This window comes from Massilia sp. AB1, assembly GCF_018119385.1.
Lineage (GTDB): Bacteria > Pseudomonadota > Gammaproteobacteria > Burkholderiales > Burkholderiaceae_D > Telluria.
Map to the genome: position 1 here is coordinate 98,321 of NZ_JAGKSG010000015.1, position 15,393 is coordinate 113,713.

Here is a 15,393-nt window from a genome sequence, read left to right on the forward strand (position 1 = left end):
TACTACACCTCCAAAAAGCCCCGTTCGATGCCGATGGTTACTGCGTGGGTGCGGTTGCTGGCGCCCAGCTTGTCCATGATGCTGCGCATATGGCCCTTGACCGTGTCTTCCGACAGGCCCAGGCCGGCGCCGATCTGCTTGTTGGCCTGGCCACGCGCGCTCAATTCCAGCACCTGCAGCTCGCGCACGGTAAGCGGCTCCTGGCCCAGGTGCTGCGCAAGCTCCGCCGCTACCTGCGGCGGAATATAGCGGTGGCCAGCCGCCAGCTGGCGCACCGCGTCGCTCAGTTCCTTGCGCAGGGCGCTCTTGAGCAGGTAGCCCTGGGCGCCGGCCTTGATCGCCTGCATCGCGCGAGCGTCGCCGCGGAACGTGGTGAGAATCGCCAGGCAGGCCGTCGGAAACTCGGCGCGGATGGCATGGATGGTCTCCATGCCGTTCATCTTGGGCATCTGCAGGTCGACCAGGGTCACGTCGGGGCGCAGCCGGCGGTATGCGGCGACCGCCTCCTCGCCGTCCCCGGCCTCCCCGGCCACCTCCATGTCGGGCTGGCTCCCGATCACGGCGGCGATCCCTTCGCGCATCAGCGGGTGGTCGTCCGCGATCAGGACGCGGATCGGTGCGCCGTCACGCTTCAACATGGCCTCCGCCCCGGTCCTTGCGGCCAGGCACCAGCCAGACGATGGCCAGCAGCACATGGATCACCGCGCCCAGCGGCGCGTACACCAGCGACAGCAGCACCGCCAGCGCATACAGCACGATCGACACGCGGTTCTTGCCGCTCTGCCAGGACATGGCATGGCTGGCCCTGAGCGTCCACGACAGAATCATGAAGGCGATGGAGCACAGCAGCAGCACCACACCGTAGAGGGCCACCGGTCCGGAGGCCATCGGGTGCTCGCCCGCCCACGCCGTGACGAAGGGAATCAGGGACATCCAGAACAGCAGGTGCAGGTTGGCCCACAGGGCGCCCGCGTCGACCCGCGCCACCCGCTCCAGCAAGGCATGGTGGTTGACCCAGTAGATGCCGACGTAGACGAAACTCAGCGCATAGCGCAGCCAGCCCGGCAGCACCTCGGCCACGTCGCTCAGGTCGGTCGAGTGCGGCGGCTTGAGTTCGAGCACCATTATCGTGATGATGATGGCGATCACGCCGTCGCTGAAGGCTTCCAGCCTGTTCTTGTTCATTGTTCGCCATGGTCGGGGAGCCAGAGATGCAAACATAGTATCGCAACCGGCACCGCCAGCGCTACAAACCCGACCGCCAGATAGGCGAAGGCCGCCATCGCGCAGCCGACCGCAAAGGCCGCCACCGGCCAGAAGAACTTGCCGCAGCGCGCTTTTGTAGCGGCATCGCCCGCGCCGCGCAGCCAGTCGACGCCGTCGATCACGAGCTGGGTGACGTTGCCCGTCATCATCGAGGTCGGCGCCAGGCTGGTGAGCAGCAGCTTGCTGGCCGCGCTGTGCGCGCCCATTGCCATGGTGCCCAGCAGGCCGGCCGCCATCGCCAGTGGCCCGGCGCTCTTGCCCACCGGCTCGGCCAGCATGCCGCACACCATAAAGCCCAGCAGCAGCACCAATTGCAAGGTATAGCTGGGCTTGACCGCGGGCACGCCGCGCCGTTCGCAGTTGGCGACCAGCAGGCGCGCCGCCGCCACGCCCAGGATAAATGCCGGGAAGGCCAGCAGCTTGAGCAGCGAAGGCGTCTGCGAAGGCTCGGCCAGCGACACCGCGATCAGCACGAAGTTGCCCGTGACATGGGCCGTGAACAGGCCGAACAGGGCGATGAAGCCGAGCGTGTCGACATAGCCGGCCATCAGGCCCATGCTTGCGCCCTGCAGGCGCTGGAAAGTGGGCGTCTTCATCTCAGAACGCGAAGCAGCTGCAGCCCAGCGCGCCCCAGAAGCCGCCGAAGTCGGACACCGGCATGTTCGAGCGCCGGGCCCGGTCATGCTCGTGCGCGTGCACCCCGCAGGCCCCGCGGCACTGGTGGGCCAGGCTCTGCGCGACCGGCGCGGCTTTCCTGTAGTGGCCGGGCACCTTTTGCACCGGCGACCATTCCGGCAGCACCGGCAGCGGCGGCGGCCCCAGCGACGTGAACTCGGCCGCGCCGTAGACGATCTGGCCGCCCACCACGGTCAGCACCGATTCGATGGACTTGATGGCTTCTTCCTCGACGCTGAAGAAATCCGCCGAGAGCACCGCCAGGTCGGCCAGCATGCCTTCCTGGATCTTGCCCTTCTTGCCTTGCTCATTCGAGAACCAGGCGCTGCCCGTGGTCCAGAGTTCCAGTGCCACGCTGCGCGGCAGGTGGCCGGCGCTGCCGTACAGCGGCAGGCCGCCGACGGTGCGTCCCGAGACCAGCCAGTACAGCGCGGTCCAGGGGTTGTAGCTGGCCACGCGGGTGGCGTCGGTGCCGGCGCCGACCGGTACGCCGGTTTCCAGCATGTGCTTGACCGGCGGCGTGGCGCGCGCCGCCTCTGCGCCATAACGGTCGACGAAGTACTCGCCCTGGAAGGCCATGCGGTGCTGGATCGCGATGCCGCCGCCCAGCGCTTTCACGCGCTCGATGTTGCGCGGCGTGATGGTCTCGCAGTGGTCGAACATCCAGTGCAGGCCGTCGAAGGGAAGGTCGCGGTTGACCTTCTCGAACACGTCGAGCATGCGCGAGATCGATTCATCGTAGGTGGCGTGCAGGCGGAAGGGCCAGCGGTTCGCGACCAGGTGGCGCACCACCTTTTCCAGTTCGTCCTCCATGCCCGCCGCCAGGTCGGGGCGCGGCTCCAGGAAGTCCTCGAAGTCGGCCGCTGAGAACACCAGCATCTCGCCGGCGCCGTTGTGGCGGTAGTAGTCGCTGCCCTGCCCCGGCTTCACCATGTCCGTCCAGCGCTGGAAGTCTTCCAGTTCCTTGCCCTTGTTCTGGGTAAACAGGTTGTAGGCGATGCGGATGGTCAGCTGGTTGGCGCGCTCGAGTTCCTCGACGACCGCGTAGTCCTCGGGGTAATTCTGGAAGCCGCCGCCGGCATCGATCGCGCTGGTCAGTCCCAGGCGGTTCAGCTCGCGCATGAACTGGCGGGTGGAGTTCACCTGCAGCTCGCGCGGCAGGCTCGGCCCCTTGGCCAAGGTTGCGTACAGAATCATCGCGTTCGGGCGCGCGATCAGCATGCCGGTCGGGTTGCCGGAGGCGTCACGCTGGATCTCGCCGCCCGGCGGGTTCGGCGTGTCCTTGGTATAGCCGACGGCGCGCAGGGCCGCGCGGTTGAGCAGCGCGCGGTCGTAGAGGTGCAGGATGAAGACCGGCGTGTCGGGCGCGGCGGCGTTGATCTCGTCCAGGGTCGGCATGCGGCGCTCGGCGAACTGGAACTCGCTCCAGCCGCCCACCACGCGCACCCACTGCGGATGCGGGGTGCGCGCGGCCTGGTCTTTCAGCATGCGCAGCGCATCGGCCAGCGAGGGCACGCCTTCCCAGCGCAGCTCCAGGTTGTAGTTCAGGCCGCCGCGAATCAGGTGCAGGTGCGAATCGTTCAGGCCGGGGATGACGGTGCGGCCGTTCAGGTCGATGACCTGGCTGCCTTCGCTGCGGTGGCGCATCACCTCCTCCGTATCGCCGACGGCCAGGAAGCGGCCGTCGCGGATGGCGACCGCGCTGGCCTGGGGCCGGCCGCGGTCGGCCGTGTGGAAGCGGCCGTTGAAGAGAATGAGGGCCGGCGCCTGCGCCTGGGAATCATTGGTTTGCATGGTCTTCACCTTTGCGTGTTGCCCGGCGCTGGCGGCCCGGCAGGTTGAAACGAGCGGTGCGCGACGGGATGTCGCGCACCGTGGGCGTTCGCCGCGCTGTTATCGGGCAGGCACCGGCGCCAGCACTTCGTTCTCGCCCTTGTTGCGGGCCGCGGCCTTGTGCACCATGGTGTAGGCGTAGTCGACGCCCATGCCGTAGGCGCCCGAGTGCTCGGTGACGATCTTGATCACGGCGTCATAGGTGTCGCGGTGGGCCCAGTCGCGCTGCCACTCCAGCAGCACCTGCTGCCAGGTGACCGGGACCGCGCCGGCCTGCACCATGCGCTGCATCGCGAAGTCGTGGGCGTCCTTCGAGGTGCCGCCCGAGGCGTCGGCAACCATGTAGATCTCGTAGTCGCCTTCCAGCATGGCGCACAGGGCGAAGGTGGTGTTGCAGACTTCGGTCCACAGGCCGGCCACGATGACCTTCTTGCGGCCGTTCGCCTTCAGCGCGTCGCGCACCTTCTGGTCGTCCCAGGAGTTCATCGAGGTGCGCTCGAGGATCTGGTGGTTCGGGAAGACATCCAGGATCTCCGGATAGGTCTTGCCCGAGAAGGAATCGGTTTCGACGGTGGTGATGATGGTCGGGATGTCGAAGACCTTCGCTGCCTTGGCCAGGCCGACGACGTTGTTCTTCAGGGTCTGGCGGTCGATCGACTGCACGCCGAATGCCATCTGCGGCTGGTGGTCGATGATGATCAGCTGCGAGTTTTCCGGGGTCAGGACTTCGAGTTTTGGATTGGTCATGATGTCTCTCCTTGTGTGAACGTTGAAATTACCGCTTAACCGTGTTGTGCGGGCTCGTCGCCCGGTGCTGCTTTTTCTTTCGACGCCAGGCCCGTGATCTTGGGCTGGCACTCCTCGGCGAACCAGGCCGCGCTCAGCGGTGCGCCGTCGATCAGGCGCTTGGCCACGGGCACCACCTGCTCGCCGATCAGCATCCCGAGCAGGCCCACCAGGGCGATGGCCGGCGGCGCCGGCGAGCGCACGTTGAGAAAGCCGTACAGGATCCCGGCCAGGATGCCGGCGCCTAATGAAATCAGGTACATCGTCCGCTCCTTCTGTTGGCGGCGCCGCTGGCGGGCGCCGATCTCCGTGAGTATCGCCAGACGCGAAGTCCGCCGATAGAATCAGATTGCTCTTTTCGCGGCTTGCTATACAAACACTACCCCAAGCCGCTACCATGGCGGCACGCCTACGACCGGACCGCCAATTGCTCAAGCTCAGCCTCGACGCCCTCCAGATCATCGAAACCATCGCCCGCAAGGGCTCCTTCGCCAGCGCGGCCAAGGAACTGTTCCGCGTGCCCTCGACCATCTCCTACACCGTGTCCAAGCTCGAGGACGACCTGGGCGTGCGCCTGTTCGACCGCTTCGGCCCCAAGGTGGCCCTGACGCCGGCCGGCCGCGAACTGCTCAAGGAAGGCCGCTACCTGCTGCGCGCCGCCGCCGACCTCGAATCCCGGGTGCGGCGCGTGGCCTCGGGCTGGGAGACCGAGATCGCGCTGGGCATGGATTCCATGCTCTCCGCCGCCGGGCTGGAACCCGACATCCGCGCCTTCTACGAGGCCGCCGACCAGACCCGCCTGCGCATCGTCCGCGAATCGCTGTCGGGCACCTGGGACGCCCTGCTCGACCGCCGCGTCGACTTGCTGGTCGGCGCCGCCGGCGAAGGTCCGTCCGGCGGCGGCTACACCCTCGAACCGATCGGCACCAGCCGCTTCGTGTTCGCCGTTGCGCCCTGCCATCCGCTGGCCGGCGCCGACCGCCCGCTGGACAAGGCCGACCTGCTGCCCCATCGCGCCATTTCCGTCTCCGATTCGGCGCGCCTGCTGGGCGCCCGCACCGTCGGCCTGCTGTTCGGCCAGGACACCCTGGCCGTGCCGGACATGATCACCAAGTACGAATTCCAGGTGCGCGGCCTCGGCTTCGGCTTCCTGCCCGAGGCCTGGGCCCGGCCCGCCATCGACCAGGGACTGCTGGTCGAGAAGCAGGTCGTCGAGCCCAAGGCCGACGAGACTTTCTACCTGGCCTGGCGCAGCGGCGAGGACGGCGCCGCGCTCAGGTGGTGGATCGACCGGGTGCGCGCCAGCTCGCCCTTCGCCCGCATGATCGCGGAGCCTTGCGGCGCCACGCTCAACGGTCTCGCCTGAATGCCTACACCGCTTCCGTATTGATGCGGATCGTGCCCGAGAGGGTCTTGTGCACCGGGCACTTGTTGGCGATATCGGTCAGGCGCTGCTTCTCTTCCTCGCCCAGTGCGCCGACGTATTCGATATGGCGGTTGAACTCGTAGGCGCCGTCCTTCTGCCCGTGGTCGATGCGCACCCGGATGTCTTCCAGCGCCATGCCCTTGCGGGCGGCGTAGAGCTTGACGGTCAGCGCGGTACAGGCGGCCAGCGCGGCGGCCAGGATGTCGTGCGGTTCCGGGCCGGTGTCCTCGCCCCCGATGGCTTCGGGGATGTCGGTTAGCAGCTGGTGCTTCCCGATCTGGATCACGTGCTGCATCTTTCCGGTCCCGCGTGCGGCTGTCACTTGCATGGCTTGCTCCCTGGTGTCGTTGGCCGCCCCCGGCGGGGCGGCATAAAAGTTTTTATTGCGGCAGGTCGAACACCAGCACTTCGGCGGCGTCGGCCTTTTCCAGGCTCACCTGCGACTCTTCAGTCACCTTCAGCGCATCGCCGCCGTTCAGCGCGACGCCGTTCACGGTGATGCTGCCGCGGATCACGTGGACGTAGGCCTGGCGGCCCGCCGCCAGCTGGTGGGTCAGCGCATCGTCGCCATTGAGGATCGCGGCGTAGATCGAGGCGTCCTGGCGCATCGACACCGAGCCTTCGCGGCCGTCGTTCGAGGCGATCAGGCGCAGGCGGCCGGTCTTGGAGGCGGCGTCGAAGTGCTTTTCCTCGTAGCCCGGAGCTTCGCCGGCGGTGTTCGGCTCGATCCAGATCTGCAGGAAGTGCACGCCTTCCGTCTTCGAGTGGTTGTACTCGCTGTGCACGACGCCGCTGCCGGCGCTCATGCGCTGCACGTCGCCGTAGCGCAGCACCGAACCGTTGCCCATGCTGTCCTTGTGCTCCAGCGCGCCGTCCAGCACATAGGAGATGATTTCCATGTCGCGGTGGCCGTGCGAGTCGAAGCCGCGGCCCGGCGCCACATTGTCCTCGTTGATCACCCGCAGCGGACCGAAGCCCATGTGCTTCGGGTCGTAGTAGTGGCCGAAGGAGAAGGTGTGACGGGATTTCAGCCAGCCGAAGCTTGCGGCGCCGCGTTCATTGCTTTTACGTACGTTCAACATGGGATGCTCCTTTCGTGATTGGGAATCATCGAACCCGTCGATGCTCAGGACTTTTGCTTTCCCATCCTTTGCTCTGCGTTGTTCGATGCGATGGAGTCATTATGCGCGCCCTCAGCCGCCCTGAAAAACGGATAATTTGCGGCCCTATCATCGAAATTTTCGATGATCTCTCAGCGCCAGGTCCGGCTCGCCCGCGAACACCGTCTCCAGCCACTGCGCAAAGGCCTGCAGGCGGGGGCTGGCCATGCGCCCGCGTGGATACAGCAGCGAGACCGGCATCGGCGTCGGTTCCACCCCGGGCAGCACTTCGACCAGCTCGCCGCTCTCCAGATGGCGGCGCGCCTGGTAGCGGCCGAGCTGGGCCAGCCCCAGTCCCTGTAGGGCGCAGCACAGATTGGCCTCTGCGTCGTTGACGGCCAGGCCGCCGCCCAGCTCGAGCTTGACGGGGCCGTGCTCCGTCTCCAGCTCCCAGTCAAAGGCGCGCCCGGTGCGCCCCGAGAAATGCACGATGCCCTCGTGCCCGGCCAGCTCGCCGATGCTGGCCGGGACACCCCGGCGCGCCAGGTAGGCCGGCGAAGCCGCCACCAGGAAGCGCATGCTGCCCAGCGGCCGCGCCACCAGCGCCGAATCCTGCAGCACCCCGACCCGGACAGCGCAGTCGATGCCTTCCTGGGTCAGGTCGACCAGGCGGTCGCTCAGGCTGATGGTGAGCGCGAGGTCCGGATAAGCCTCCCGGAATTGCGCGATGCGCGGCAGGACGATGGCGCGGCCCAGGCTGCCCGGCAAATCGATGCGCAGCTTGCCGTGCAGCGGCCTACTCGACGCGCCCAGGAAGCCGGCCTCGGCCGTCTCGATGGCGGCCAGGATCCCGGCGCACTGCTGGTAGTAGCGTTCACCCTCGGGCGTCAGCGACAGGCGCCGGGTGGTCCGCTGCAGCAGCTGGGCGCCCAGATAGGCTTCGAGGTTCTTGATCGAGGCGCTCAGGGCCGCGCGCGGCAGGTCCAGGGTTTCCGCCGCCTTGGAAAAGCTGTTCGCCTCGACGATTCGTACGAAGGCTTGCATCGCCTTGACCTTGTCCATGATTGTTCAGAAAAAGTGACATGTATAAGCGCATTATGCCCAGATTATCTTTGAGTCATGCCTCTCTACAATGGCTTATCTCGTCCCCCCCTCTGGAGTACAACATGCAGAACAATCCCTCGCGCGGCATGGTCATGCTGCTGGCCGCGGCGGCCGGCATCATCGTCGCCAACCTGTATTACGCCCAGCTCCTGGTCGGCCCCATCGGCGCCGCCATCGGCATGCCGCCGGCCGCCGCCGGCCTGGTGGTGACCCTGACCCAGGTCGGCTACACCCTGGGCCTGCTGTTCGTCGTCCCGCTGGGCGACCTGCTGGAAAACCGGCGCCTGATCGTCACCGGCCTGGCCGCCACCGGCGCGGCCCTGCTGCTGGCCGCCACGGCCTCCGGCGCCGCGCAATTCCTGCTGGCGGCACTGGGTATCGGCCTGGGCGCCGTGGTGGCGCAGGTGCTGGTGCCCTTCGCCGCCCACCTGGCGCCCGAGGCCAGGCGCGGGCGCATCGTCGGCCAGGTGGTCAGCGGCCTGCTGCTCGGGATCATGGTCGCGCGCCCCGCGGCGAGCCTGCTGGCGGACCGCGCCGGCTGGCAGGCGGTGTTCGTGCTCGCCGCGCTGCTGGTGTGGCTGCTCGCCGCCGTGCTGCGCCTGCGCCTTCCGCAGCGCCGTCCCGATGCGGCCTTGCCTTACCGTGCCCTGATCGCTTCGCTGTGGACGGTGCTGCGCGCCACGCCGCTGCTGCGCCGCCGCGCCCTGTACCACGCCGGCCTGTTCGGCGCCTTCAGCCTGTTCTGGACCGTGGCGCCGCTGGCCCTGGCCGGCCCGGCCTTCGGCCTGTCGCAGACCGGCATCGCCATATTCGCCCTGGTCGGCATGGCGGGCGCCGTGGCCTCGCCCATCGCCGGGCGCCTGGCCGACGCCGGCCATACCTTGCCGGCCACCGCCGCCGCCCTGGCCCTCGGCGCCGCCAGCTTCGCGCTGCCGCTGCTGGCGCCGCAGGCGCACTGGCTGGCCCTCGGGCTGCTGGCCGTGGCGGCGATCGTGCTCGACGCCGCGGTCGCCGCCAACCTAGTGCTGGGCCAGCGCGCCCTGTTCACGCTCGGCGCCGAACTGCGCAGCCGCCTCAATGGCCTGTACTTCGCGCTGTTCTTCCTGGGCGGCGCCCTCGGTTCGGGCGTGGGAGGCTGGCTGTATGCGCGCCACGGCTGGCATGCGGCCCTGCTGGCGGGCATGGCCCTGCCCCTGGTCGGCCTGGCGGCCTGGGTCGCCGAATACCTGGAACAGGCCGCGGCGCGCCAGGCGGCGTGAGCGCGCCGGATATGCTTTAATCGGGCATGCGAGCACGCCGAGACCACGATGCAGCCCAAGCCCGATCCCTCCGAGCTGGATGAAGCCACCCTGGCCTGGGTGCGCCAGGTATTCCAGTCCGCACGCAGCGGCGAGGCTGGCGCCCTGGGCGCGCTGCTGGCCCAGGGCCTGCCGCCGAACCTGCGCAACGAGCGCGGCGACAGCCTGCTGATGCTGGCTTGCTATCATGGCCACGTCGATGCGGCCCGGGTCCTGCTCGAACACGGCGCCGACCCGGAGCTGATGAACGACGCCGGCCAGGCGCCCTTGCATGGCGCGGCCTTCAAGGGCGACCTGGCGGTGGCCGCCCTGCTGCTCGACCATGGCGCGCGCGCCGACCATGCGGGCCCGAACGGCAAGACCGCATTGATGTTCGCCGCCATGTTCAACCGGGTGGAGATCGCCAGGCTCCTGCTCGAACGCGGGGCCGATCCGCGCGTGCTGGATGCCGGTGGAATCGGCCTGGTGGAAGCGGCGCGCCGCATGGGTGCGGGCGATACCGCCGCCCTGCTGGCCGCCTATACCTGAGCGACTGGACGCGCCTGTTGCGTTCGCCCAACCGGATTCCCTTGAGAAACAATTGTTTCTTGACCGCAATTCCAGCCATCGCTATTGTGACGTAAAGCGAAGCGTTTTTTAACACGGCCTGTGCCTTACAGGCCGCATCGTCCTCTAGTGCACTGGTATCGCCATGGCAGAACTGCAATCCATCTCCATCGATCAGGTCCAGGTCGGGCTGTTCATCCACCTCGACCTCAAATGGTTCCAGCATCCTTTTGCCTTCGGCAAATTCAAGATCAAGTCGGAAGACCAGCTCGTCACGCTGCGCAGCCTCGGCCTGACGACGGTCCGTTACGACCCGGCGCTCAGCGATGTCGGCCCGGCGCCGGCCTCCGCTACTTCCGCCGCGTCCGCCGGGCCTGCCGCCTGTCCCGCCGCGCCCTTGAATCCGTCTGAAAGCCCGGTCATGGCGGCCAAGCGCGCGATGATGGAGCGGATCCGCCAGCAGCGCGACGACGCCGCCCGTGTCGAGCACGCCTTCGTCAATGCAGCCAAGACCATCCGCGACATCGACCGCAACCTGTTCGCGCAACCGCAGGAAACCATGCGCATGGCCAACCAGCTGGTCGGCCAGATCACGGATTCCATGCTCAACGTTTCCGAGCTCGCCATCCACATCATGGGCGACAAGCAAGGCGGCGAAGAAGTCTATGTGCACTCGCTGAACGTCACCCTGCTTTCGATGATGATCGCGCGCGACATCAAGCTGCCGCCGGATTTGGCCAACCTGCTGGGCATCGGCGCCCTGTTCCACGACGTCGGCCACAAGAACATTCCCGACAAGGTCTTGAACAAGCTCGACCCGCTCAGCCGCGCCGAGCAAGCCTTGTTCGAAACCCATTGCCAGTCCGGCGCCGAGATCGCGCAGAAGCTGGGCCTGCCCGCGGCGGCCATGGCCATCGTCCACGACCACCACGAGCTGTTCGACGGCAGCGGCTATCCGCGCGGCCTGGCCGGCGAGGCTATCGGGGTCCTGAGCCGCATCGTCTCGATCGCCAACTGCTACGACGAGCTGTGCAACCCGGTCAACATCGCGCAGGCGCTGACGCCGCATGAAGCCCTGTCGCTGATGTTCGCCAAGATCCGCGGCCGCTTCGACCCGAAGCTGCTGCAGGTGTTCATCCGCTGCCTCGGCGTCTACCCGCCGGGCACCATCGTGCAGCTGTCCAATGGCGTGATCGGCATGGTCGCCACCGTCAACACGGCGCGTCCGACCAAGCCGGTGCTGACCGTGTACGAGGCCGGGGTGGCCGAGGAAGACGCGATCCTGATCGACCTGGACCGCGAGACCGACCTGAACATCGTGAAGTCGATCCGCCCGGCCCAGGTGCCCAAGGACATCTTCCACTATCTGAGCCCGCGCAAGCGGGTGAGCTATTACTTTGACGCCGGCAAGCAAGGCCAGCACGGGGCACTCTGATGAACAGCCTGCAGCAACTGATGCTGGATCACAGCCCCCACATGATGATGCTGGTCGATCCGAGCGACCTGCATATCGAGCTCGTCAATCGCGTGGTCGAGCAGACCCTCGGCTATTCCAGCGAGCAGCTGCGCGCCATGAGCATCACCGACATCGAAAGCTCGCTGCAGGACGTCTTCTACTGGGAGGACGTGCGCGGCGGCAGCTGCCAGGACATCGCGGCGCAGCAGGGCGAATACCGCTGCGCCGACGGGAGCATCGTGACGGTCATGAAATCGGTGCGCGCTATCCAGCACGAGGGCGCGGCGCTGCTGCTGGTCCAGGCGCGCGACACCCGCCACGAGCGCCAGGTCGAGGAGCTGCTGGACCGCACCTTGGCGCAGTTGCGCGCCACCCTCGAATCGACCGGCAGCGGCATCCTGGTGCTGGACTGGCACGGCAGGATCACCAGCATGAACCGCCAGTTCAGCGAGATGTGGGGCATCCCGGGCGCCCTCCTCCAGGCCAACGACGACACGGCGATCATCGCCCACATCGCCGGGCAGGTCGAGGACGGCGAGGCCTGCAGCCAGCGCCTGCAGCAGGTGGCGGAACTGGACGAGACCGACGACGTGCTGCGCCTGAAGGACGGGCGCTACTTCGAATGCCGCTCGCGTCCCCAGTACCTGGGCGAGCGCGTGGTGGGACGGGTGTTCGGCTATACCGACGTCACGGCCCGCCAGCGCGCCGAGGAAGCGCTGCGCGAGTCGCACGACCTGCTCGAATCGAAGGTCCAGGAACGCACCCGCGACCTGCAGGAGGCCAATGCCGGCCTCGAAACCGAAAGGGCGCGCCAGGCGGAACTGATCAAGAAGCTCGGCGTGGCCCAGAGCCAGCTGCTGCAGTCTGAGAAGATGGCGTCGATCGGCGTGCTGGCGGCCGGCGTCGCCCACGAGATCAACAACCCGATCGGCTTCGTCAATTCCAACCTGGGCAGCCTGCAGCGCTACGCCCACTCGCTGCTGCGCCTGCTCGACGCCTACGAAGGCTACGAATCGCGCCTGAGCCAGCAGGACCGCGACGCCATCCAGCAGCTGAAGGTCGAGGTCGACGCCGACTACCTGCGCGAAGACCTCGACAGCCTGCTGAGCGAGTCGCTCGACGGCCTGGGCCGGGTCAAGCGCATCGTCCAGGACATGAAGGATTTCTCGCACGTGGACGGCGGCGACCTGCAGTTCGCCGACCTCGAAGGCGGCTTGAACAGCACCCTCAATGTGGTCTGGAACGAGATCAAGTACAAGGCCGAGGTCACCAAGGAATATGCGAATATTCCGCAGATCGAATGCTATCCGCAGCAGCTGAACCAGGTGTTCATGAACCTCCTGGTCAATGCCGCGCACGCGATCGAGAGCGCCGGCCACATCACCCTGCGCACCGGGCACGACGACACCTGGGTATGGGTCGAGATCGAGGACACCGGCAAGGGCATCCCGCCGGACAACCTGAGCCGGATTTTCGAGCCCTTCTTCACCACCAAGCCGGTGGGCCAGGGAACCGGGCTCGGATTGTCCCTGTCCTACGGCATCGTGCAGAAGCACGGCGGCCGGATCGACCTGAGCAGCGAAGTCGGCAAGGGCACGCGTTTCCGCGTCGTGCTGCCCAAGCAGGTTCCGAAGAAGGAAGCGGGCGAGCAGGCGGCGGCGCAGGCAGCCACTTAAGCAAGCCGCATGGGCGCGCACGGCAGGATGCCGTTTGCAAATAGTGCTTACATCTGGCGTAATAGTTCCATTGCCCAGATGAGGGGCGGCCTGGAACATGCCTTATGGAAAAACCGCGTATTCCGCCGGAAGAAGCCCACCGCATCGCTTCGCTGTACGCCACCAAGCTGCTCGGGACCGGCCCCGAGGAGGCCTTCGACCGGATCACCCGCCTGACCGCGCGCCTCCTGATGGCGCCGATGGCCGTGGTTTCCCTGGTCGGCAAGGACACCCAGTGGTTCAAGTCGCGCACCGGCACCGAACTGCGCGAGACCGGGCGCGACGTCTCGTTTTGCGGCCACGCCATCCTCACCGACGAACCGCTGGTGGTGCCCGACGCCGCCAACGATCCCCGCTTCTCCGACAACCCGCTGGTGACGGGCGGGCCCGGCATCCGCTTCTATGCGGGCGTCCAGCTGCATTCCGTGGATCGCATGAAGCTCGGCACCCTGTGCATCATGGACACCAGGCCGCGCACCCTCAGTTCCCAGGAGCTGGACGACCTGCGCGACATGGCGCGCCTGGTCGAACAGCAGATCTACCACCGCCAGCTGGCGATGGCGGCCCAGGAACTGCAGCGCGAGCTCGATGTCGAGCCGGGCGCGCTGCGCCTGCCCGCCGCCGGCCAGGTGGCCTACCTGCTGAACCACGACATGCTGACCGGCCTGGCCAACCGCCCTGCCCTGGTGCGCGCGATCCAGACCGGCATCGCCGGCTGGCGCGAACGCGGCGAGCACGCCATCGTCGCCTCCATCAACCTGGACCGTTTCAAGCGCCTCAACGAGCTGCTCGGCCACCGCGCCGGCGACGAGGCCCTGGTGGCGATCACCCGCAGCCTGCAGGACAAGCTGCGCGACGGCGACATGCTGGCGCGCGCCGGCAGCGACGAGTTCATCGTGCTGCTGGGCGACGCCGGCGACGACAACGAGGCGCGCGCCTTGCTGGACCGTCTGCTCAAGGCGGTCAACCGCCAGATCGTCTCCGGCGATAACGAAATCGCGATCACCTGCAGCATCGGCTACGCGCGCTATCCCGACAACGGCGACGACGCCGACGCCCTGCTCACCAGCGCGGCGCTGGCGATGCGCCATGCGAAGTCCCTCGGAGGCGGCGTGGTGCACCAGTTCTCCAGCGACCTGCGGCACGAACTGGGCCGCCGCCTGACCCTGGAAAGCCACCTGCGCCGCGCGGCGGAGCACGGCGAACTGTTCCTGCAATACCAGCCCAAGATCGATATCCGCAACGGCGGCGGCGCGAGCGCAGCAAGCGGCCCGATCGCCGGCTTCGAAGCCCTGGTCTGCTGGCAGCATCCGGAATACGGCCTGATCAGGCCCGACGAATTCATTCCCATCGCCGAGGAAACCGGCCTGATCGTACCGATCGGCGAGTGGGCGCTGCGCACCGCAGTGGCCCAGCTGGCCGCCTGGCGCGAGGAAGGCCTGCCGGGGATTCCGGTGGCGGTGAACCTGTCGGCCCGCCAGTTCCTGCAGACCGAGGTGGTGGCGCTGGTCGGCGAGCTGCTGGGCGCCTCCACCGTCGATCCGGGCACGCTGGAACTGGAGCTGACCGAGTCGGTGTCGATGACCGATCCGGTCGCCAGCGCCTCCATCATGCGCAGGCTGCGCGAGCTGGGCGTCACTCTCAGCATCGACGACTTCGGCACCGGCTACTCGAGCTTTTCCTATCTCAAGCGCCTGCCCATCGACAAGCTCAAGATCGACAAGTCCTTCATCATCGACATGACCCAGAGCGCGGAATCGCTGGCCATCGTGCAGGCCATCGTGGCGATGGCCCACCGCCTGCACCTGGTGGTGGTGGCCGAAGGGGTGGAGACGGCCGACCAGGTCGCGGCCTTGCGCAAGGCGGAGTGCGACCAGATCCAGGGCTACTATTACTCGCGGCCGCTGCGCGCGGAAGACTGCCCCGCCTACATCCGCGCGCACGGGGCCGCGGGGGGGGGGCGCCCCCCCCCCCCCCCCCCCCCCCCCCCCCGCCCGGACACGCCCCCCCCCCCCCCCCCCCCCCCCCCCCCCCCCCCCCCCCCCCCCCCCCCCCCCCCCCCCCCCCCCCCCCCCCCCCCCCCCCCCCCCCCCCCCCCCCCCCCCCCCCCCCCCCCCCCCCCCCCGCCCCCCCCCCCCCCCCCCCCCCCCCCCCCCCCCCCCCCCCCCCCCCCCCCCCCCCCCCCCCC

The 15,393-nt window shown here is 67.9% G+C and carries 15 protein-coding genes; 6 read left to right on the plus strand and 9 right to left on the minus strand.

Going from position 1 to position 15,393, the window contains the following annotated elements; genetic code table 11:
• Window positions 1-2: 2 nt before the first annotated feature.
• The 6 genes from J8847_RS11240 to J8847_RS11265 form a co-directional block, all read right to left on the minus strand.
• Window positions 3-638: a response regulator transcription factor gene (locus tag J8847_RS11240; RefSeq protein ID WP_211524786.1), complete on the minus strand. Its 636-nt coding sequence runs from the start codon at window positions 636-638 to the stop codon at window positions 3-5.
• A complete protein-coding gene (locus tag J8847_RS11245) occupies window positions 625-1,185 on the minus strand; it encodes a TMEM175 family protein (RefSeq protein WP_211524787.1) in 561 nt (186 codons plus the stop codon). The genes J8847_RS11240 and J8847_RS11245 overlap by 14 nt, the downstream gene beginning before the upstream one ends.
• Window positions 1,182-1,862, minus strand: a complete 681-nt coding sequence (locus tag J8847_RS11250; RefSeq protein WP_229429836.1) for a YoaK family protein — start codon at window positions 1,860-1,862, stop codon at window positions 1,182-1,184. Before J8847_RS11250 ends, J8847_RS11245 begins: the two co-directional genes overlap by 4 nt.
• A 1-nt stretch (window position 1,863) precedes the next feature.
• A complete protein-coding gene (locus tag J8847_RS11255) occupies window positions 1,864-3,735 on the minus strand; it encodes an amidohydrolase (protein ID WP_211524788.1) in 1,872 nt (623 codons plus the stop codon).
• A 99-nt stretch (window positions 3,736-3,834) separates the two neighbouring features.
• Window positions 3,835-4,521 (minus strand): hydrolase, encoded by a 687-nt coding sequence (locus J8847_RS11260; protein ID WP_211524789.1) that lies wholly within the window; start codon window positions 4,519-4,521, stop codon window positions 3,835-3,837.
• Window positions 4,522-4,556: 35 nt separating this feature from the next.
• Entirely contained in the window at window positions 4,557-4,823 is a 267-nt protein-coding gene (locus J8847_RS11265; protein ID WP_211524790.1) for a XapX domain-containing protein, read from the minus strand.
• A 164-nt stretch (window positions 4,824-4,987) separates the two neighbouring features.
• Here J8847_RS11265 and J8847_RS11270 point away from each other — a divergent pair, with 164 nt between their 5' ends.
• Window positions 4,988-5,926 carry a LysR substrate-binding domain-containing protein gene (locus J8847_RS11270; RefSeq protein ID WP_211524791.1) on the plus strand — a complete coding sequence of 313 codons (939 nt, stop codon included), beginning with the start codon at window positions 4,988-4,990 and terminating at the stop codon, window positions 5,924-5,926.
• 4 nt (window positions 5,927-5,930) lie between these two features.
• Here the strand turns inward: J8847_RS11270 and J8847_RS11275 are convergent, their stop codons facing one another.
• The 3 genes from J8847_RS11275 to J8847_RS11285 all read right to left on the minus strand — a co-directional run bounded on the left by J8847_RS11275 (window position 5,931) and on the right by J8847_RS11285 (window position 8,148).
• Window positions 5,931-6,314 (minus strand): OsmC family protein, encoded by a 384-nt coding sequence (locus J8847_RS11275; RefSeq protein ID WP_211524792.1) that lies wholly within the window; start codon window positions 6,312-6,314, stop codon window positions 5,931-5,933.
• Window positions 6,315-6,366: 52 nt separating this feature from the next.
• Window positions 6,367-7,068 (minus strand): pirin family protein, encoded by a 702-nt coding sequence (locus J8847_RS11280; RefSeq protein WP_211524793.1) that lies wholly within the window; start codon window positions 7,066-7,068, stop codon window positions 6,367-6,369.
• Window positions 7,069-7,215: 147 nt separating this feature from the next.
• Window positions 7,216-8,148, minus strand: a complete 933-nt coding sequence (locus tag J8847_RS11285) for a LysR family transcriptional regulator (RefSeq protein WP_211524794.1) — start codon at window positions 8,146-8,148, stop codon at window positions 7,216-7,218.
• A 104-nt stretch (window positions 8,149-8,252) separates the two neighbouring features.
• Here J8847_RS11285 and J8847_RS11290 point away from each other — a divergent pair, with 104 nt between their 5' ends.
• The 5 genes from J8847_RS11290 to J8847_RS11310 all read left to right on the plus strand — a co-directional run.
• Window positions 8,253-9,449 carry an MFS transporter gene (locus J8847_RS11290; RefSeq protein ID WP_229429837.1) on the plus strand — a complete coding sequence of 399 codons (1,197 nt, stop codon included), beginning with the start codon at window positions 8,253-8,255 and terminating at the stop codon, window positions 9,447-9,449.
• A 48-nt stretch (window positions 9,450-9,497) separates the two neighbouring features.
• Window positions 9,498-10,016, plus strand: a complete 519-nt coding sequence (locus tag J8847_RS11295; RefSeq protein WP_211524795.1) for an ankyrin repeat domain-containing protein — start codon at window positions 9,498-9,500, stop codon at window positions 10,014-10,016.
• A gap of 163 nt (window positions 10,017-10,179) precedes the next feature.
• A complete protein-coding gene (locus J8847_RS11300) occupies window positions 10,180-11,469 on the plus strand; it encodes an HD-GYP domain-containing protein (RefSeq protein ID WP_211524796.1) in 1,290 nt (429 codons plus the stop codon).
• On the plus strand, window positions 11,469-13,166 hold the full coding sequence (locus tag J8847_RS11305) for an ATP-binding protein (protein WP_211524797.1): 1,698 nt from the start codon (window positions 11,469-11,471) through the stop codon (window positions 13,164-13,166). The genes J8847_RS11300 and J8847_RS11305 overlap by 1 nt, the downstream gene beginning before the upstream one ends.
• A gap of 104 nt (window positions 13,167-13,270) precedes the next feature.
• A partial coding sequence (locus J8847_RS11310; protein ID WP_211524798.1) for a bifunctional diguanylate cyclase/phosphodiesterase occupies window positions 13,271-15,393 on the plus strand: 2,123 nt, incomplete at its 3' end.